General features: G+C 67.0%; 23 protein-coding genes. 4 read left to right on the top strand and 19 right to left on the bottom strand.

Translation table 11 applies throughout. The annotated features are described in order from the left end of the window. Positions 1–10: 10 nt before the first annotated feature. From ACIQTX_RS14305 to ACIQTX_RS14340, 8 genes are all read right to left on the bottom strand, one after another. A complete protein-coding gene (locus tag ACIQTX_RS14305) occupies positions 11–913 on the bottom strand; it encodes an amino acid ABC transporter permease (RefSeq protein ID WP_028503587.1) in 903 nt (300 codons plus the stop codon). Next, positions 910–1,557, bottom strand: a complete 648-nt coding sequence (locus ACIQTX_RS14310; RefSeq protein WP_402973157.1) for an amino acid ABC transporter permease — start codon at positions 1,555–1,557, stop codon at positions 910–912. Before ACIQTX_RS14310 ends, ACIQTX_RS14305 begins: the two co-directional genes overlap by 4 nt. Positions 1,558–1,638: 81 nt before the next feature. Then, positions 1,639–2,550, bottom strand: a complete 912-nt coding sequence (locus tag ACIQTX_RS14315; RefSeq protein ID WP_028503585.1) for a glutamate ABC transporter substrate-binding protein — start codon at positions 2,548–2,550, stop codon at positions 1,639–1,641. A gap of 49 nt (positions 2,551–2,599) precedes the next feature. Beyond that, positions 2,600–3,346 carry an amino acid ABC transporter ATP-binding protein gene (locus ACIQTX_RS14320; protein ID WP_105528116.1) on the bottom strand — a complete coding sequence of 249 codons (747 nt, stop codon included), beginning with the start codon at positions 3,344–3,346 and terminating at the stop codon, positions 2,600–2,602. Positions 3,347–3,600: 254 nt separating this feature from the next. Then, the gene (locus ACIQTX_RS14325) at positions 3,601–4,551 is read right to left on the bottom strand and encodes a TAXI family TRAP transporter solute-binding subunit (protein WP_402973161.1); all 951 of its coding nucleotides are present in this window, start codon (positions 4,549–4,551) and stop codon (positions 3,601–3,603) included. A gap of 8 nt (positions 4,552–4,559) precedes the next feature. Beyond that, positions 4,560–5,936: an ATP-binding protein gene (locus ACIQTX_RS14330; protein WP_402973164.1), complete on the bottom strand. Its 1,377-nt coding sequence runs from the start codon at positions 5,934–5,936 to the stop codon at positions 4,560–4,562. A 3-nt stretch (positions 5,937–5,939) separates the two neighbouring features. Further along, positions 5,940–6,611 carry a response regulator transcription factor gene (locus tag ACIQTX_RS14335; RefSeq protein ID WP_105528094.1) on the bottom strand — a complete coding sequence of 224 codons (672 nt, stop codon included), beginning with the start codon at positions 6,609–6,611 and terminating at the stop codon, positions 5,940–5,942. Positions 6,612–6,647: 36 nt separating this feature from the next. After that, on the bottom strand, positions 6,648–7,460 hold the full coding sequence (locus ACIQTX_RS14340) for an RNA methyltransferase (protein ID WP_028503580.1): 813 nt from the start codon (positions 7,458–7,460) through the stop codon (positions 6,648–6,650). Positions 7,461–7,517: 57 nt separating this feature from the next. Here ACIQTX_RS14340 and ACIQTX_RS14345 point away from each other — a divergent pair, with 57 nt between their 5' ends. Then, complete coding sequence (locus ACIQTX_RS14345) at positions 7,518–7,982, top strand: DUF2809 domain-containing protein (RefSeq protein WP_402973169.1); 465 nt, start codon at positions 7,518–7,520, stop codon at positions 7,980–7,982. A gap of 8 nt (positions 7,983–7,990) precedes the next feature. On the opposite strand, the gene rplT is transcribed toward ACIQTX_RS14345, so the two are convergent. The 3 genes from rplT to infC form a co-directional block, all read right to left on the bottom strand. Further along, the gene (rplT, locus tag ACIQTX_RS14350; protein ID WP_028503579.1) at positions 7,991–8,377 is read right to left on the bottom strand and encodes a 50S ribosomal protein L20; all 387 of its coding nucleotides are present in this window, start codon (positions 8,375–8,377) and stop codon (positions 7,991–7,993) included. 35 nt (positions 8,378–8,412) lie between these two features. Then, the gene (rpmI, locus tag ACIQTX_RS14355) at positions 8,413–8,607 is read right to left on the bottom strand and encodes a 50S ribosomal protein L35 (RefSeq protein ID WP_017828564.1); all 195 of its coding nucleotides are present in this window, start codon (positions 8,605–8,607) and stop codon (positions 8,413–8,415) included. 72 nt (positions 8,608–8,679) lie between these two features. Next, a complete protein-coding gene (gene infC / locus ACIQTX_RS14360; protein ID WP_105528096.1) occupies positions 8,680–9,306 on the bottom strand; it encodes a translation initiation factor IF-3 in 627 nt (208 codons plus the stop codon). Between the two features lie 254 nt (positions 9,307–9,560). Here infC and ACIQTX_RS14365 point away from each other — a divergent pair, with 254 nt between their 5' ends. Then, entirely contained in the window at positions 9,561–9,959 is a 399-nt protein-coding gene (locus ACIQTX_RS14365; RefSeq protein ID WP_105528097.1) for a DUF1844 domain-containing protein, read from the top strand. 147 nt (positions 9,960–10,106) lie between these two features. Here the strand turns inward: ACIQTX_RS14365 and ACIQTX_RS14370 are convergent, their stop codons facing one another. From ACIQTX_RS14370 to ACIQTX_RS14400, 7 genes are all read right to left on the bottom strand, one after another. After that, positions 10,107–10,520: a hypothetical protein gene (locus ACIQTX_RS14370; RefSeq protein ID WP_402973173.1), complete on the bottom strand. Its 414-nt coding sequence runs from the start codon at positions 10,518–10,520 to the stop codon at positions 10,107–10,109. Positions 10,521–10,542: 22 nt separating this feature from the next. Then, complete coding sequence (locus ACIQTX_RS14375) at positions 10,543–11,340, bottom strand: SseB family protein (protein ID WP_402973176.1); 798 nt, start codon at positions 11,338–11,340, stop codon at positions 10,543–10,545. Next, on the bottom strand, positions 11,324–12,070 hold the full coding sequence (gene priA, locus ACIQTX_RS14380) for a bifunctional 1-(5-phosphoribosyl)-5-((5-phosphoribosylamino)methylideneamino)imidazole-4-carboxamide isomerase/phosphoribosylanthranilate isomerase PriA (RefSeq protein ID WP_402973179.1): 747 nt from the start codon (positions 12,068–12,070) through the stop codon (positions 11,324–11,326). The genes ACIQTX_RS14375 and priA overlap by 17 nt, the downstream gene beginning before the upstream one ends. A 103-nt stretch (positions 12,071–12,173) precedes the next feature. Continuing rightward, a complete protein-coding gene (gene hisH, locus ACIQTX_RS14385; RefSeq protein ID WP_105528100.1) occupies positions 12,174–12,809 on the bottom strand; it encodes an imidazole glycerol phosphate synthase subunit HisH in 636 nt (211 codons plus the stop codon). Beyond that, positions 12,806–13,423: an imidazoleglycerol-phosphate dehydratase HisB gene (gene hisB / locus ACIQTX_RS14390; RefSeq protein ID WP_028503573.1), complete on the bottom strand. Its 618-nt coding sequence runs from the start codon at positions 13,421–13,423 to the stop codon at positions 12,806–12,808. The genes hisH and hisB overlap by 4 nt, the downstream gene beginning before the upstream one ends. After that, a complete protein-coding gene (locus tag ACIQTX_RS14395) occupies positions 13,420–14,505 on the bottom strand; it encodes a histidinol-phosphate transaminase (RefSeq protein WP_402973184.1) in 1,086 nt (361 codons plus the stop codon). Before ACIQTX_RS14395 ends, hisB begins: the two co-directional genes overlap by 4 nt. A gap of 55 nt (positions 14,506–14,560) precedes the next feature. Beyond that, complete coding sequence (locus ACIQTX_RS14400) at positions 14,561–14,929, bottom strand: LysM peptidoglycan-binding domain-containing protein (RefSeq protein ID WP_402973187.1); 369 nt, start codon at positions 14,927–14,929, stop codon at positions 14,561–14,563. Between the two features lie 289 nt (positions 14,930–15,218). On the opposite strand from ACIQTX_RS14400, the gene lexA reads away from it, so the two are divergent. Beyond that, positions 15,219–15,905, top strand: a complete 687-nt coding sequence (lexA, locus tag ACIQTX_RS14405) for a transcriptional repressor LexA (protein WP_028503570.1) — start codon at positions 15,219–15,221, stop codon at positions 15,903–15,905. Between the two features lie 180 nt (positions 15,906–16,085). Continuing rightward, complete coding sequence (locus ACIQTX_RS14410; protein ID WP_402973191.1) at positions 16,086–17,954, top strand: prolyl oligopeptidase family serine peptidase; 1,869 nt, start codon at positions 16,086–16,088, stop codon at positions 17,952–17,954. A 10-nt stretch (positions 17,955–17,964) separates the two neighbouring features. On the opposite strand, the gene smpB is transcribed toward ACIQTX_RS14410, so the two are convergent. Further along, positions 17,965–18,441 carry an SsrA-binding protein SmpB gene (gene smpB / locus ACIQTX_RS14415; protein WP_028503568.1) on the bottom strand — a complete coding sequence of 159 codons (477 nt, stop codon included), beginning with the start codon at positions 18,439–18,441 and terminating at the stop codon, positions 17,965–17,967. Between the last annotated feature and the right edge of the window lie 26 nt (positions 18,442–18,467).

Here is an 18,467-nt window from a genome sequence, read left to right on the forward strand (position 1 = left end):
CTTTCGCGGATCAGCGCTGTGCCTCGGATCCGTCGCCCTGCAGGACGATGAGCGAGGTGTTCGTCTCGCCTCCGTGCTGACGGGGATCCGGCACCGCAGGCCCGGCCTTCGGCGAGCGCTTCGCCCGACGCTGCAGCCGGTAGGCGATGTAGGAGAGGAGAAGACACACGGCCACGTACATCGAACCGCCGACGATCGCCGCGGGGATCAGCGGGGAGCCGTAGGGCGCCTGGTTGCCGATCTGATTGATGACGTAGAGGAGCTCCTGGTACGTGATGATGAACCCGAGCGCGGTGTCCTTCAGCGCGACGACGAGCTGCGCGATGATCACCGGCATCATGGCCCGCACGGCCTGCGGGATCAGGATGAAGTACATCACCCCGGTCTTTCGCAGTCCGATCGCGTAGCCGGCTTCCTGCTGTCCGCGAGGGAGCGATTCGATGCCGGCGCGCAGCACCTCGGCGAGCACCGAGCCGTTGTAGACGATCAGTGCGATCACGACAGCCCAGTACGGCGGCATCTTCACGCCGATCACGGGAAGGCCGTAGTACAGCAGCATCATGAGGATGAGCACGGGCACCGCCCGCAGCACCTCGATGATCCACCGGACGGGCTCACGCACCCAGGCGTGCTCCGACAGGCGCCCGATGCCGAGGACGAAGCCAAGGACTATGGATCCGACGCCGGCGGCCGCGAATGCGGCCAGCGTGGCCAGCAATCCCTCACCGAAACGGACCCAGACGGCGGAGAACGTGAAGATGTTCCACTTCTCCGCGGAGAACTGCCCGGTGGCGTAGAGCCTCCACACGACCCAGCCGAGCACGGCGAGGACGACCAGGACCGTGACGGCTCCGATGAGCCGGTTGCGGACGATGGCACGGGGGCCGGGGACGTCGAAAAGGACGGAACTCATCGCGCGATCCTCCACTTGTTCTCGAGAACGCGCTGCACCCAGGCGAGCAGCAGCACCAGCACCACGAAGATGACCATGACCCACAGCAGAACGACCAGTGCGTTCTCACCGCGCTCGCTCAGCGCCGCCCGGATCGTGCCGAGGTTGACGACGGAGAAGCCCGCCGCCACCGTGGTGTTCTTCATGAGGGCGATGAGCACGCTCATCATCGGCGGGACGACGGAGCGCGTCGCCTGCGGCAGCACCACGTAGCGCATGACCTGACCGAAGTTCAGACCGATCGCGCGGGCGGCCTCTGCCTGTCCGACCGGCACGGTGTTGATGCCGGCCCGCAGCGCTTCGGCGACGTAGGTCGCCGTGTAGAGCCCGAGGGCGATGACCGCCAGCAGCAGCGAGTTCACCCGCTCCCCCAGCAGGATCGGCAGGCAGAACGCGAAGAAGAACATGACGAGGGTCAGCGGGGTGTTGCGGATCCAGTTCACATAGATGCCGCCGACGGCGCGTGCGATCGGAACCGGCGATACTCTCGCTGCCCCGACGATGAGTCCGAGAATCAGCGCGATGATGCCGCCGCCCAGGAACAGCACGATGGTTCCCCACAGTGCTTGACCCCAGAGGTCGAGGTGGTCAGTGATGACGCCCACTGCTGCTCCTGTCGATTCGAGTTCTCGGATGGTTCCTGCCGATGAGCGGGGCGGTCGATGGTGTCGACCGCCCCGCGGGAATCAACCGATCGGGTCGACCTCAGGCTGAGTCGCCTTGACGCCGGACGCACCGAGGTTGTTGTCGAAGATCTGCTGCCAGATGTCGCCGCCATCGGTCAGCTGCGTGTTGAAGTACTCGGCCAGCGCGTCATCGCCCTTGGCGATACCGATGCCGTAGCGCTCCTCGCTGAACGGCTCCCCGACGACCTTGAGGTTGTCCGGGTCCTGGGCCGCGTAGCCGATGAGGATGGCCTCGTCGGTCGTGACGGCATCCACCTGACCGTTCTTCAGGTCCTCGACGCACTTGGAGTACGTGTCGTACTCCTTGGTCGGCACCTCGGGGTAGTTCGTCTTGATGTTCTGGATCGGCGTCGAGCCGGTCGCGGAACAGACGGTCGTCTCAGCGCTCAGGTCGTCAACGCTCTTGATGTCGCTGTCAGCGCCGACGAGAAGGCCCTGTCCCGTGAGGAAGTAGGGACCTGCGAAGGAGATCTGCTCCTTGCGCTTGTCGGTGATCGAGTAGGTGCCGACGTAGTAGTCGATGTCGCCGTTCACGATGGCCTGCTCGCGGTTCGCCGAGGCGATCGCCGTGAACTCGATCTTCTCCGGGTCGACCCCGAGCGATGCCGCCATCCAGCGGGCGATGTCGACGTCGAAACCGGTGCGGTCGCCCGTCACCGGGTCGAGGTAGCCGAGACCCGGCTGATCTTCCTTGACGCCGACCTTGATCGTGCCGGCGGATTCGATCCGGTCGAACGTCGGGCTGCCGTCGATGGTGACATCGGTCAGCACCGTCCACGGCGTGCTGCTCGAGGTCTCCTCGCCACCTTCCGGGGCTCCTGTGCTCGACGGGGTGCCGCTGTTGCAGGCCGTCAGCGCCAGCAGTGCTGTCGCTGCGATTCCGATGCCTGCCAGTGTCCGTGTGCGTCGCATGTGCGTCTCCTTCGTGTGCTGTGTGTGCAGGGTCTGTGGGGCTGGTGCGTCAGTGCGTGAGGAGCTTCGAGAGGAAGTCCTTGGCGCGGTCGCTCTTCGGGTGCGTGAAGAACTCCTCGGGAGTCGCCTCCTCCACGATCTTTCCGTCGGCCATGAAGACGACCCGATCGGCCGCCTTCCTCGCGAAGCCCATCTCGTGGGTGACGACGATCATCGTCATGCCTTCATGGGCGAGTCCGACCATCACATCGAGGACTTCGTTGATCATCTCGGGGTCGAGTGCACTGGTGGGCTCGTCGAACAGCATCACCTTGGGCTGCATCGCCAGAGCGCGGGCGATCGCGACGCGCTGCTGCTGACCGCCGGAGAGCTGAGCCGGGAGCTTCGACGCCTGCTGTGCCACGCCGACGCGCTCGAGCAGGATCATCGCCTCCTTCTCGGCGTCCGCCTTCTTGAGGCCACGGACCCTGATCGGCCCCAGAGTCACGTTCTCGAGGATCGTGAGGTGGGCGAAGAGGTTGAACGACTGGAACACCATGCCCACATCAGCACGAAGGTGGGCGAGGCCCTTGCCCTCAGCCGGCAGCTCTTTGCCATCGATGCGGATGCTGCCGCTGGTGATCGTCTCGAGTCGGTTGATCGTGCGACACAGCGTCGACTTGCCGGAGCCGGACGGGCCGATCACGACGACGACCTCACCCGAGTTGACGGTCAGATCGATGTCGGTGAGTGCCTGGAAGTCGCCATAGTGCTTCTGGACGTTCTCGACCACGACGAGCGGGGTATCAGAGGTCATCATTTCTCCAAACTAGCCACGTCGGACGCGGGTCTCCAGGCACCTCGGTGAGATTTACACGTTCGTAATCACCTGATCGCGGCACCAATGCTGCTGTGCATGGGTACCCCGCGGCCCGCCCCCACGGGCCGCGGGATCGTCCTGCTGCTGCACCACAAAGACGGTTGAGCACCAGGCGACGATCGTGCGCGATCGACCTCACAATGGCAGAGCGTCACCCCCGGTGTCAGACTTCTTGAGGATTTCTTGAGCAGTCAGCCGCGCAGATCCCGGTAGTAGTCCACAGCCCCGGGGTGCAGCGGAACCGGGCCGGTGAAGATCGCCGAGCGGCGGTCCAGGAGGGCGGCCGTCGGCACGTCTGCGGCGATCCGCAGGCGCGCATCGAACAGCCCTGCCAGTACATCGCGCACGATGCCCTCGGGAGTGGAGGACGCCGTGACGAGATAGTTCGGCACCGCCATCGTCGGCGCCGAAGTCGCGAGACCGTACGTGCCCGCAGGAACGTCGGCTGGACGGTAGGCGTGCGAGTACCGTTCGTTCACCTCGTCGACCCAGCCCTGCTCGATCGGCAGCAGACGCACCGATGATCTCTCGGCCAGCTCAGTGACACCAGGAGTGGGCAGCCCGCCGACCCAGAAGAAGCCGTCGATCTCGCCGCGCTCCATCGCGCCGATCGACTCACCGAGGTCGAGCTGAGGATTACGGACAGACCCGATGCCGACGCCCGCCGCATCGAGGACGCGTGCTGCGATCACGTTCACCCCGGAATTCTCCGCGCCGAGGGAGATCGTACGACCGGCCAGGTCGCCGATGTCCTCGATCGCCGAATCCCCGCGCACCACGACCTGCACGTACTCGTCGTACAGGCGAGCCAGGGCCTGTACCTCGAGCGGCTCGTCGAAGGCACCGGTTCCCGACACAGCGTCCGCTGCCGCATCGCCCTGCGCGAATCCGATCAGGGCCTCCCCCGAACTCACGCGCAGCAGGTTGTCGACGGAGCCCGCCGTCTCCTGCGCGACCATCCTGATATCCAGCGATGCCGACAGCTCATCGGCCAGGTGGCTCCCGTATCCGTAGTAGACGCCGGTGGATCCTCCACTGGCGATCGTGAACTCCGCATCCGTCCATTCACTCGCGCGCTGACTGCACGCCGCCAGCGCGCCCACCACCACGAGCGAGAGGACTCCGGCCAGGAGCCGCCGCATGCCGGCCCTCACGGAGTCGACCCGTCTCGGAGCAGAAGCTCGACGACCAGCCCGCCACCCTCGGCCGATGCCACAGCCAGATCTCCGCCGACCGTCGCAAGCAGCTCACTCGCGATCGCCAGGCCGAGCCCCGATCCCGGAGTGTCTGCGCTCTCGGCACTGCGCCAGAAACGGTCCGTCGCAGCAGCTGCCTGCTGTTCGGTCAGCCCCGGACCATGATCGCGCACCGTGATGCGGCATTCCTGGCCATCGCGATGCGCGCCGACCTCGATCTGAGCGCTGTCGGGTGAGAACTTCACGGCGTTGTCGATGACGGCATCCAGCGCGCTCTCCACGATCGTCCGGTCGGTCACGCCCATCACCGACAGCTCCCCCGTGGAGCGCAACGCGATCCCCCGCTCCGCGGCGACGTCCCGCCACGCGTCGAGACGGCGAGCGGCGAGAGTCGCCAGGTCGACGGCGGACATCGTGGAATCCCCGCGACCGCCTCGGGCCAGACCCAGCAGCGTTTCGAGGATCCGCGTCATCCGACGCCCCTCCTCCCTCGTCTCCTCGACATCGTCGTGCCACTCACGGCCGAGCCCCGTCGCCAGGTGCTCGACGCGCAGGAGCAGGGCATTGAGCGGATTGCGCAGCTCGTGGGAGGCGTTCAGGGCGAACTCCTGCTGCCTCGTCATCACCCGTTCGATCTGATCGGCCATCCCGTTGAACACCGTCGCCATGCGACGCAGCTCAGGCGGACCGGCATCCTCCGCGACCCGCGCGTCCATCTCGCCCCGCTCGATCGCCACCATCGCCTCGTCGAGCCGCCTGACGGGTGAGAGCACCCATCGTGCGAGCCGGAAGACGAGCAGCACCCCGAGCGCGATCAGCACCAGTGCGATCGCGAAGATCAGCAGAAGCTGCTGCAGGATCGCGGCGCGCGGCGCCTCCACGTCACCCGCGACCAACACGGCGCCGATGACATCGCCGTCGTCGAACACGGGTTCGGCCAGTGCGGCGTCCGCGACCGTCCAGGGAAACACGACCGCCGGCTGTTCGGCACGACGTCCCGAGAGAGCCAGCTTCACCCGCTCGGCATCGCCCTCCGGAAGCACAGCGGCTGCCTGATCGCTCGAAGCCCAGACGCCACCCGCGAGGTCGAACACGGTGACCTCGATCCCGTACACCTCCTGGAACCGCGCCACCTCGGCGTCGATCACCGCACCGCTGCCGGAGCGCAGCGCCTGGCGCGCACTCATGGCGAAGTATCCGAGATCGCCGATCTGCTGCGCATAGAACGCCTGCTGGACGCTGTGTGCGGCGCTCCACCCCGCGGCACCGCCGAGTGCGACGAGAATCGCCACGAGCGGCACGAGGAAGACGATGATCAGACGCCTGCGCATGGTTCAGGAACCCGCAAGCCGATAGCCGACCCCACGGACGGTCTCGATGACGCCACGGGTTCCGGTCTTCTTGCGGATCGCACCGACGTGCACCTCGAGCGAGTGCCCGAAACCTCGCCAGTCGGTGTTCCACACTTCACGGATGAGGCGCTCCTTCGGCACCGCCACCCCCGGGTAGCGCGCGAGCACGGCGATGATGTCGAACTCCTTGCGGGTGAGTTCGATAGGCGTTCCATCCACGAGCATCTGGCGTGCCACGAGGTCGATCTCGAGGTCGCCGCCGTGGAGCAGCACCCGCGCGTCGGACTCCGGGCGCATCGGACGTGAACGTCTGGTCACCGCCTCGATCCGTGCGAGGAGCTCATGTACGTCGTAGGGCTTCACCACGAAGTCGTCGGCACCGGCGCGGAGCCCCTTGATGCGCTCGGCGACCTGGTTGCGAGCGGTCACGATCACGATCGGAACCTCCGATCGACCCCGGATACGACGGCACAGGTCGACACCGTCGATGTCGGGGAGCCCGAGGTCGAGGAGCACGACCTCGGTGTCCGCCCCCAGCAGCTCCAGCGCCGCAGCCCCATCGGCCGCACGCGCGGTGGCATAGCCCGATCGAGCGAGGAAGGCTTCGAGCGCGCCCGCGACACGGTCGTCATCCTCGACGATCAGAATCCTCATCGACTCCGCTTCCTGCCTCGTTCGTCGGCTGAAGGCTCAGCCGAGCGACGTCGCCCGCTGCGCGAAGGCGCTCTCGTAGAGGCAGACGCTTGCGGCCGTCGCAAGGTTCAAGGACTCGGCCCGACCGAAGATCGGCAGCCGGAGCACCTGGTCGGCGAGAGCGAGGGCATCGTCTTCGAGCCCGCGCGCCTCGTTGCCGAAGAGCCAGCCGGTCGGCTCGGCGAGCACGCCCTCCGCGCGCGCCTTCAACAGATCATCACCCTTCACGTCAGCCGCGAGGATGCGCAAGCCGCTCGCGTGCGCGCGCTTCACGACATCGGCGAGGTCTCCCCCGACCGACACCGGAAGGTGGAACAGAGAACCGGTCGTGGCACGCACGACCTTCGGGTTGTACGGGTCGACCGTACGTCCGGTCAGCACGACGGCATCCGCGCCGGCCGCGTCCGCAGCTCTGATGATCGTGCCGAGGTTGCCAGGGTCGCGAACCTCCTCGCAGATCGCCACCAGACGCGGCGACGCATCGAAGATCTCGCGCACCGAGGTCGGGGTCTGCTGGACCACGGCGACGAGCCCCTGCGGGGTGACGGTGTCTGCCATCGCATTGAGCACGTATTCGGTCACATACTCGACATCGATGTCGGCCTCAGTGGCCTTCGCCCGGATATCTGGGTGCTTCTCCCAGCCGTTCGGAGTCGCGAACAGCTCGACGATCGCCTCCGGTCGGTACGTGAGCGCCTCACGGACGGACTGCGGACCTTCGAGAAGGAACAGGCCCGTCTCGGTTCGCGCACTGCGCTTGGTCAGCTTCGCGACAGCACGGACTCGGGGCGAACGGGGGTTCTCCAGCACGATCACAGTCTAGGGAACGCACGGCCCGTTCCTGCACCATCGGGATATGGTGCGTCCATGACGAATGATCCCGTGGTGAAGGCGGTTCGCCGGCGGATCGTCCTCGCGGTCTTCGCAGCCACCACGGTCGGGCTCGGGCTCCTCGTCCATCGCAACAGCAGCGGAGCCCTCGGCGACATCACGGGAGACGCCCTGTACGCCGTGCTCATCTACCTGCTCGCGGCGTTCGTCGCGCCGCGATGGCCTCGTCCGGCAGTGGCGCTCTTCGCATTCGCCGTGTGCGCCGGCGTCGAGCTGCTTCAGCTCACCGGGCTCCCCCGGGATTGGGCATCAGCCTTCCCGCCGATCGAACTCGTCCTCGGATCCGGCTTCGATCTGCGCGACATCGTCGTCTACGCGGGAGCCATCGCCGCCGCTTCTCTCACCGACGTCGTTCTCACCCGTGCTCTCACCCCTGCTCTCACCGGAGCAGGGCCCGGAAACGCCACAGGGCGCCCTCCCGAAGGAGAGCGCCCTGTGTGAAGAGATGCTTACGCAGCCGACTTCGGTGCGTTGACGTCGGAGGGCAGAGCCTTCTTCGCCGTCTCGACCAGCGTCGTGAACGTCGCCGCGTCGTTGACCGCGAGGTCGGCGAGCATGCGACGGTCGACCGTGACACCCGCGAGGCCGAGGCCCTGGATGAGACGGTTGTAGGTCATGCCGTTCTGGCGAGCCGCAGCGTTGATGCGCTGGATCCAGAGGCGGCGGAAGTCGCCCTTGCGCTTGCGACGGTCACGGTACGAGTAGACCAGCGAGTGGATGACCTGCTCTTTGGCCTTGCGGTAGAGGCGCGAACGCTGACCGCGGTAACCCTTTGCGCGCTCGAGGATGACCCGGCGCTTCTTGTGGGCGTTTACTGCCCGCTTGACTCTTGCCATTTTCCTGTGTTCCTATTCGTGCGTTCGGGCGCGCGTCAGCGGCCGAGAAGCTTCTTAGCGACCTTGGTGTCAGCCTTCGAGAGCACCTGGTCCTGGTTCAGACGACGGGTGCGACGGCTCGACTTGTGCTCGAGGTTGTGGCGCATCCCGGCCTGCTGCTTCTTCAGCTTGCCGCTGCCGGTGATCTTGAAGCGCTTCTTAGCACCCGAGTGGGTCTTCTGCTTCGGCATCTTCTCTTCCTTCGTATGGCGCCTTCTCAGGCGACGGTGTCAACCCGCGGTGCGGGAGTTCTGGGGGCGGTGCTACTCCGCCGGAGCCTCGGCCGGAACGTCCGTATCGCTCTTCGCTTCGCGGGCGGCCTGCTTGTTCGCGGCTCGCTGCGCATCGCGGACGGCGTTCTGCTCCTGCTTCGCCTCGGACTTGCTCTTGAGCGGAGCCACGATCATGACCATGTTGCGACCATCGATGGTCGGGTTCGACTCGACCGTTCCGAGCTCGGCCACGTCTTCCGCGAACTTGCGCAGCAGACGCACACCCTGCTCGGGGCGCGACTGCTCGCGACCGCGGAACAGGATCATGGCCTTGACCTTGTCGCCCGCCTTGAGGAAGCCCTCGGCGCGCTTGAGCTTGGTCGTGTAATCGTGCGCCTCGATCTTCAGACGGAAGCGAACTTCCTTGAGGATCGTGTTCGCCTGATTGCGGCGAGCTTCCTTGTCCTTCTGGGCGGCCTCGTACTTGAACTTGCCGTAGTCCATGATCTTGACGACGGGCGGCTTCGAGTTGGGGGCGACCTCGACGAGGTCGAGATCGGCTTCCTGCGCGAGGCGCAGCGCTGCCTCGATGCGGACGACGCCGATCTGCTCACCCGCGGGGCCGACGAGGCGGACCTCGGGGACGCGGATGCGCTCATTGGTACGGGGATCGCTGATGCGGAACTCCTTAGACGATGTGATTCGGCCACCGCGACGCTCTCTGCATCACGGGCGAAATCGGAATCGTCCCACCCACCGGCATTCAGACGCCGGCTCCGCACCCTGTCTGCCGGGTCCGTCTTGCGGACGGAGCCGGTGGAGTGCAAGACCCGGTAGCCTTGAACGGCAAGCGCGGGTGGGAAGTGAATCCTCTTTCGATCCGGAGCATGACGCTCCGGAGCCCGCCAAAGTCTAACAGAAAGCAAGGCGAAGTGACGAACCAGGCATCGGACGAGGCTGCACGAGAGCGCGAAGAGCGCTGGGCACGTCAGGAGGAGGCCGCGTCGTCGGCCACCCGAGACATCGCCGATGTCCCCTCCGTCGAGGTGATCACCACCGCCGCCGTGCACCTCATGAGTGCGGCAGCCGTCAAACTCGGCCTCGCAGACGATCCCGACGCAGCAGCTCAGCTCGACCTCGACGAGGCACGCAAGCTCATCAACGCCTTGGCCGGGCTCATCACCGCCGGCGCCCCCGAGATCAGCGACATGCACGCACGGTCGCTGCGCGACGGCCTCCGCTCGCTGCAGCTCGCCTTCCGCGAGGCATCCACGATCCCGGACCCGATCGGCAAGGGGCCTGGCGAGAAGTGGACGGGGCCGGTCAACTAGTACGTGGGGCGGGCGCTGCGGTTCCCGCCTTCGCTCGCAGAGCGGGTTCCCTCCCGCTTCGCGGGCCCCTCCCGATGCTCACTCGGGCGGCATCACTGCGCCCTTCACCTCACCATGACGGCGGAAGTCGGAGTATGGGATTCGTCGTCAAGGTGTGAGGACGAGGGGTTCTGCGGTCGAGGGGCCAGGGCAGGCGCCTCCGGTGTGGGTCCAGGCGATCGACTCTTCGGACTCGTGGATGAGGGTTCCCTGCGCGTCGAAGAGACGGATCTCGACGGTGTCCGGCGTGGCCATGTCGAATGCCAGGCTCCACGTACCGTCGTCTTGAGGCGTCGCCGCATACAGATTGGCCGCGGAGGTCGCATCTTCGCCCGGTGCTGGTGAGCATTTCGCCTCCACGCAGAACTGGATGGCCGCGACGTCCGGGAACGCGCTCACGTCGAGGGCCACCGCGCTGAGGTAGGCGATGGCCGGACACGCGGTGTAGCAGCCCGTCGTCCCGGTCGCGACGCCTCCGAGGAGCGCGACGACGGCGAGGGCGCGCAGCTGACGGCGGGACATGGCCCGATCGTAGCGAACGGAGTCAGAGGCTGCGGCGAAGCTTCACGGTCAACGAATCCGCGAGCACAGCGATGCGGTCATCGGATGCCCAGCGCTGAGCGAGACGCGAGAGCACGGCATCGAGCACCTCACGCTCCAGACCGTCCACGAGTTCGAGGATCACGATCAGCTCCGGTCCGCGCAGGCGCGCATCGGGATCGCCGGATGCGACGGCCACATCGATCACCGCCAGTTCGTGGGCCACGCTCTCCTGCAGCGCGGTGAAGACCTCGGTCGACAAGAAGCTCGGCTCCCAGCGGTGGCCCTGGGCGATCGCCCAGACGGCAGGACGCCGGATGACGAACTCGGTCTCGGACGTCGGGTCGAGCACGATGAGGTCGGTGTCGTCCGCCCACGCCGCCAGTGCCGCCCGAAGAGCCTCGACGGGAATCGGCCTAGCGGTGGGATCCCACCTCTGCATAGCCTCGACCGAGGAGAAGACGGGCTGTACGCGACGGCCGTCGGGAGCAGCCACCGTCACGATCGACAGCTCCTGCGTCTTGTCGACAGCGAGACCGCTCGGCGCGACGCCCTCTTCGCCCTTCTCGGCGATGAGGGGAATCAGCACCCGCGCAGCGCGGAAGGCGTCGACGACCTCGACCTGGCCGCCCTCGCCCGCCCGGAAGCTGAGCAGGGCCGCCAGCAGGGCCGGGTCGGCCGAGCCGTCGTCTGCGGCATGCGGGTTCGGCTCGAAGCTGCGCCCCTCCCACGGAACCCCGGCCGAATCGCCATGGTTGTGCGGCTCGGGTCCGCAGGAGTGCGCGTCAGTCTCCTGCGACATCCAGGGCCTCAGCCAGCGTGAATGCGCCAGCGTAGAGTGCCTTGCCGACGATCGCACCCTCGACGCCCAGCGGCACGAGCTCGCGGAGAGCCGCGACGTCGTCCAGGCTCGAGATGCCACCGGATGCGACGACCGGCTTCGGAGTGCGCGAGGTCACCTCGCGCAGGAGTTCGAGGTTCGGGCCGCGAAGCGTGCCGTCCTTCGTGACATCCGTGACGACGTAGCGGCTGCAGCCCGCGTCTTCCAGGCGTTCGAGCACCTCCCAGAGGTCCCCGCCCTCTTTGGTCCAGCCGCGGGCGGCGAGCGTCGTGCCCCGCACATCGAGGCCGACCGCGATCGCCTCGCCGTAGCGGCCGATCACGTCCGCCGCCCACTCGGGGTTCTCCAGCGCTGCTGTGCCCAGGTTGATCCGGGTCGCACCGCTCTCCAGGGCCGCCTCCAGAGTCGCGTCATCGCGAATGCCTCCGGAGAGCTCGATGTTCACGCCCTTGAACTGCTTGATCACCTTGCGCAGGATCGGTGCGTTGCTGCCTCGCCCGAAAGCGGCGTCGAGATCGACGAGGTGGATCCACTTCGCACCCTGTGCGGCCCACTCCCCTGCGGCATCCAGCGGGTCGCCGTAGCTCGTCTCGGTTCCGGCCTCGCCCTGGGTCAGACGGACGGCCTTGCCGCCGGCGACATCGACCGCGGGAAGGAGCGTGAGCGAGGGGGACTGCGCGAAGTCGTTCATGGGTTCCTTGGATCGGGAAGCTCTACGGCCCGGAGCGGGCACGAGAACCGAGGGTAGTCCGCCCGAGGGCGGGGGACAAAACGGATGACGCCTGTCGGCGTCGTCAGAGGCTCTCGACCCAGTTGCGCAGCAGCTGGATGCCCGCGTCTCCGGACTTCTCCGGGTGGAACTGGGTCGCCGAAAGCGGACCGTTCTCGACCGCGGCGAGGAAAGGGTCGCCGTAGGTCGTCCAGGTGAGGACGGGCTCGGGGAACGGGGGGATGACATCGAGCTCCCAGGACTGCGCAGCGTAGGAGTGCACGAAGTAGAAGCGCTCCTGCTCGATGCCCTTGAAGAGGACGCTGTTCGGGCCCGATTCGACCGTGTTCCAGCCCATGTGCGGCAACACCGGTGCGTTCAGCTCGGTGACGGCGCCCGGCCACTCGCCGAGCCCCGCGGTGTCGTGACCGCGCTCGACACCGTGCTCGAACAGCACCTGCATGCCGACGCAGATGCCGAGCACCGGACGACCACCGGCCAGGCGACGGTCGATGATCTCATCTCCGCCGTGCGCGCGCAGTGCGTCGCGGACGGCTTGAAACGCTCCGACACCCGGGACGACGAGTCCGTCGGCCTCGAGAGCCGTGGCACGATCGCGGGTCAACACCGCATCCGCGCCGGCGGCGACGAGCGCCTTGACCGCTGAGTGGACGTTGCCCGACTCGTAGTCGAACACCGCGATGCGAGGTGCTCCGCTCACAGCGCGCCCTTGGTGGAGGGGATGCCGTCGACCAAGGGGTCCAGCGCCTTGGCCTGACGGAATGCGCGGGCGAATGCCTTGTACTCCGCCTCGGCGATGTGGTGCGGGTCACGGCCCCCGAGCACGCGTACGTGCACCGTCAGAGCGGCGTTGAAGGTGATGGCTTCGAACGAGTGACGCACCAGCGAGCCCGTGAAGTGTCCGCCGATGAGGTGGTGCTCGAACCCTGCGGGCTCCCCCGTGTGCACGAGGTACGGACGCCCGGAGATGTCGACGACCGCCTGCGCGAGCGCCTCATCGAGCGGCACGAGCGCGTCGCCGTAGCGGGAGATGCCGGACTTGTCGCCGAGAGCTTCGAGAATGGCCTGGCCGAGCACGATCGAGACGTCTTCGACGGTGTGGTGCGCGTCGATGTGGGTGTCGCCCGATGCACGCACTGTCAGGTCGGTGAGCGAATGCTTCGCGAAGGCGGTGAGCATGTGGTCGAAGAACGGCACCGAAGTGTCGATGTGGCTCGCACCTGTGCCATCGAGGTTCAGCTCGAGCTCGACGGTGGACTCCGACGTGCTGCGGACGCGGCTCGCGGTGCGCGGGGTCGATACGGGGGTGCTCATGAAGCCGATCCTATCGAGGCCAGCGCGTCGAGGAACGCGGTGGTCTCGGCCTCGGTTCCCGCGCTCACCCTGAGGTGCCCCGGGATGCCGACGTCACGCACCAGCACGCCTCGGTCGTACAGCTGCTGCCAGGTCGCCTTAGGGTCGGCGACGCCACCGAACAGCACGAAGTTCGACCACGACTCGTGCGGCTGGTACCCGAGCGCTTCGAGGGTCGCCGTGATCCGGTCGCGCTGCTCGACGATCTCCTCGACCATGCCGAGCATCACGTCGGAGTTGCGCAGCGCAGCCACGGCCGCCGCCTGGGTGAGGCTGCTCAGGTGATAGGGCAGCCGCACCAGACGCAGCGCATCGATGAAGGCCGGGTCTGCCGCGAGATAGCCGACCCGGGCCCCGGCGAAGGCGAATGCCTTGCTCATCGTGCGGGAGACGGCGAGTCGAGGCCGACCTTCGAGCAGGGTCAACGCGGATGCCGCATCGTGTGGGGCGAACTCCTGATAAGCCTCATCGACGATGACGATGCCCCGCGACGCCTCATAGACCGCTTCGACGACATCCAGACCGAGCGGTGTACCGGTGGGGTTGTTGGGCGAGCAGAGGATGATCACGTCGGGGTCGGCTGCGCGCACCTGCTCCGCAGCCTCATCGGCGGTGATCGTGTAGTCGGGCTGACGGGTACCGGCAATCCACCGCGCTCCAGTCCCCTGCGCGATCAGCGGGTACATCGAGTACGTCGGGGCGAAGCCGAACGCCGTACGCCCCGGGCCTGCGAACGCCTGCAGAATGTGCTGCAGCACCTCGTTGGAACCGTTGCCGGCCCAGATCTGCTCGGCAGTGAGACCGTGGCCCAGGTACTCCGCGAAAGACTCCCGGAGGGTGGTGAACTCCCGGTCCGGATAGCGGTTGACCTCGTGGATCGCCACAGCGATGCCGTCGAGGATGTCACTCGCCACTGCATCCGGAATCGGATGGGTGTTCTCGTTCACATTGAGCGCGATCGGAAGAGGCGCTTGCGGAGCACCGTACGGAGTCAGTCCGCGAAGATCGTCACGAAGTGGGAGATCGTTGAGGGAGAAGGTCACCCTTCCCATGCTAAGCCGCCCGCTGAGCGGATGACGAAACGTTGCGGCGACCTGCTCAGTTCGCGTACTGCGCAGGAATCGCGAGAGTCTGGCCGATCTGGAGCTCGCCGCCTCGCAGCAGGTTCATCCGACTGATCTCGCCGATGACGTCGCGCGGATCGGCGTCGGGTGCGACCCCGGTCGCGATCGACCAGAGCGTGTCACCCGGCATGACCGTCACGGTCTCGACGCTCACTGCAGCCGTGTCTGCCCCTGAGGCGATGGCGCTGCCTCCGCTGAGTGCCGCGAAGGCGATGCCGACTGCCAGGGGTACCGACGCGAGCGCCAGCAGCACACCACGACCACGCGTCGTCAACCGCAGTCGCGTCGACGGACGCGACGATGCCGGAATGACTGCTGCGGTGCTGAAGCTGATGCTGCTCATGTCGTGCTCCTTATCCTGTTCCGGAGCCGTCAGGCCGCCGGGGAAGTTGGCGTAGCGTTCGCATTCGCGTCTCGGCCGGGAGCCGTGAATGCGAAGCTACGTACCGAAGATATCTTCGAGTTCGAACATCTGTCAAGTATTCTTCGAAACCACAACCGGAAATTGGCCGACACGCTCGAACAGATCTTCCAGATCAGCCGGTTTCTCGGATACGGTTTCGATAGGGATACCCCACCACGGGCCTCCGACATTCGAAGAGCGAAGTCGGATCACGCACTTAAGGAGCACCATGAGCGAGAACTCTGCCCCCGAGTCGGAGGCACCACGGACGCGCCGCCGCAAGAGCCTCAGCCCGAAGCAGATGGCGATCCTCGAGGTCATCCAGAACTCGATCGCACACCACGGCTACCCGCCGAGCATGCGGGAGATCGGCGACGCAGTCGGCCTCAAGTCGCTCTCCAGCGTGACTCACCAGCTCGGTCAGCTCGAGCTCAGCGGCTACCTCAGGCGCGACCCCGGCAAGACCAGGGCGATGGAGGTTCTCATCGACCTGCCGGGCAGCGGCACCGAGAACCCGGCCGACGTCGCGACCCCGGTCGGTGACGCCGCTCTCGTCCCTCTGGTCGGCCGCATCGCTGCCGGCGTGCCGATCACCGCGGATCAGCAGGTCGAGGAGATCTTCCCCCTCCCCCGCCAGCTGGTGGGCAAGGGCGACCTGTTCATGCTCAAGGTCTCAGGCGAGTCGATGATCGACGCCGCCATCTGCGACGGCGACTGGGTCGTCGTGCGCTCGCAGAACAGTGCGGAGAACGGCGAGATCGTGGCCGCGATGCTCGACGGCGAGGCGACGGTCAAGGTACTGCGCCGCCGCGACGGTCACACCTGGCTGCTCCCCCGCAACTCGGCTTTCGAGCCCATCCTCGGCGATGAGGCCGTCGTCCTCGGCAAGATCGTGGCAGTACTCCGCGCAGTCTGACCCGACGCATCACGACGAAGGCCCTCCCGGTTTCCCGGGAGGGCCTTCGAACATTCTCCGCCGGTAAGGCCGCAGTCCTGGTTCACCCGAAGACCCCCACATCACCTCGAAGACCCCGATCACCTCGACGACTCAGCGCACTCGTGTGACGCCGGGTGTCGTCGGCCATAGGCTCGAAGCATGTCGTCGTCCCCGTACGGTTCCTGGCCATCGCCCTACTCCGCCGCGTCGGTTGCGGCATCGTCCCCCCGTATCGACGGCGCACGCTTCGTCGGAACGGAGATCTGGTGGGGCGAGTCGGTGCCGACCGAGAAGGGACGTGTGACGGTACGGAGTTCCTCCGGCGCCGAGATTCTCCCTGCGCCCTGGAGCGCCCGTTCGCGCGTTCACGAGTACGGCGGAGGAGCCTGGACGGCAGACGACCAAGGCAGCCTGTACTTCGTCGATGCCGGAGACCAGCGGGTCCGTCGTCTGACGGCGGGAGGCATACTCGTCCCCCTCACGGCTCCGGGCCCCTCGCACGGAGGCCTGCGTCTGCAGAACGGACGCCTGTTGGCCGTGCGCGAAGATCTCTCGACCACGCCGCATCTTCGCTCGATCGTCGAGATCCCGCTCGACGGCTCCGCCGCCGATGATGCGTCCGCAATCAGGGTGGTCGCGGAGGGAGAAGGCTTCTACGCCCACCCCGCGCTCTCCCCCGACGGGACCCGTGTCGCATGGGTGGCCTGGAACCAGGGGCGGATGCCGTGGGAGAACGCGCGCGTGCAGATCGCACAGGTCGACGGCGGTACCCCGCAGACGATCCCCTCGCGAGCGGCGCTGCAGCCGGAATGGCTCAGCGACACGGAACTGGTCTTCGCCGATGACCCCGACGGTCGCTGGGCTCTGCAGCGCGTCACCCTCGACGGAGTTGCTCCCGTCGGCGCTGCGCGACCGCTCGCCCGCTCTGACGCCGACACGGGCTACGGGCTCTGGGTGCTCGGCAACCGCTGGTATCAGCCGCTCGATGACGGCCGCATCGTCGCTGTGCGCACGAACGGACGCGACGAGGTCGTCGTGATCGATGCCGACGGCGGCGCGAGCGTGATCGAGTTCCCGGGCGACGGTCATGTGAGCATCGACGCCGTCGACGGCACCCGTGTGCTTCTCTCCGGCAACGGCTCACGTGTGAACCCGGGGCTGTGGTGCATCGATGTCGACTCCGGCGAGGTCATCTCGGTCCGCGGCGGCGAGCCCGTCGACGCGCAGTGGATGCCACCCGCTGTGTCCATCGAGGTCGACGGCCCGCACGGCGCGGTTCACGCCTTCGCCTATCCCCCGGCGAACCCAGATGTTTCTACCCCTGATGGCGAGCTCCCGCCCTATGTCGTGCTGGTTCACGGTGGGCCTACAGCGCACGTCACCGGGGCGGCCTCGACGTCCGTCGCCTTCTACACGAGCCGCGGCATCGGCGTGCTCGACGTGAACTACGGCGGTTCCACCGGCTACGGCCGCGCCTACCGGGAGCGCCTCGACCGGCAGTGGGGAGTCGTCGATGTCGACGACGTGATCGCCGCAGCACGCGGACTCGCCGACGCCGGACTCGCTGATCCCGCCCGCATCGCGATCCGCGGCGGCTCGGCCGGCGGATGGACCGTGCTCTCCGCGCTGGTCCGCGGCGGTGCCTTCGATGCAGGAATCAGCCGCTACGGAGTGGCCGACCTGCGGATGCTGGTCGCGGAGACGCACGACTTCGAGGCGTCATATGTAGACGGACTGGTCGGGCCGCTCCCCGAGTACGAACACCTCTATGTCGAGCGCTCGCCCCTCACGCACGCCGAACGCATCGGGGTGCCGGTGCTGCTGCAGCAGGGCGGGGAGGACCGGGTCGTGCCCCCGTCGCAGTCCGAGGCCATCCGCGACGCGCTCGCGGCGCGCGGCATCGACCACGAGTACGTGCTCTACCCCGGCGAGGGACACGGTTTCCGCAGCGCCGAGACGATCATCGACGCCCTCGAGCGCGAACTGATCTTCCTCGGCCGCGTGTTCGGCTTCGAACCCCGCCTGTGACCGTCGTGGGCTACTCGCCGACGCGGTTGCGCAGACGCATCGCACGGTCCGCTTCGCGGGTGTCCTGCCGCTCGCGCAGGGTCTGACGCTTGTCGTACTCGCGCTTGCCCTTGGCGAGCGCGATCTCGACCTTGGCACGGCCATCCGAGAAGTAGAGCTTCAGCGGGATCAGCGTGTAGCCGCCTGCGGAGACTGCGTGGGCGATCTTCTCGATCTCCGCCCGGTGCAGCAGCAGCTTGCGGATGCGCTTGGCCGAATGGTTCGTCCAGTGCCCCTGCGAATACTCGGGGATGTGCACGGAGTCGAGGAAGACCTCGTTCCCCTTGACGAAGGCGTAGCCGTCGCTGAGGTTGGCTCGTCCCTGACGCAGTGACTTGACCTCGGTGCCGGTGAGCACCATCCCCGCCTCGTACGACTTCTCGATCGTGTAGTCGTGACGTGCGCGACGATTGGTCGCGACGACCTTCTCTCCGCGTTCCCTGGGCATGATGCTCTCCTGTTGCCGTGATGAGC

This window comes from Microbacterium sp. NPDC090281 (assembly GCF_044769635.1).
Classification (GTDB): domain Bacteria; phylum Actinomycetota; class Actinomycetes; order Actinomycetales; family Microbacteriaceae; genus Microbacterium.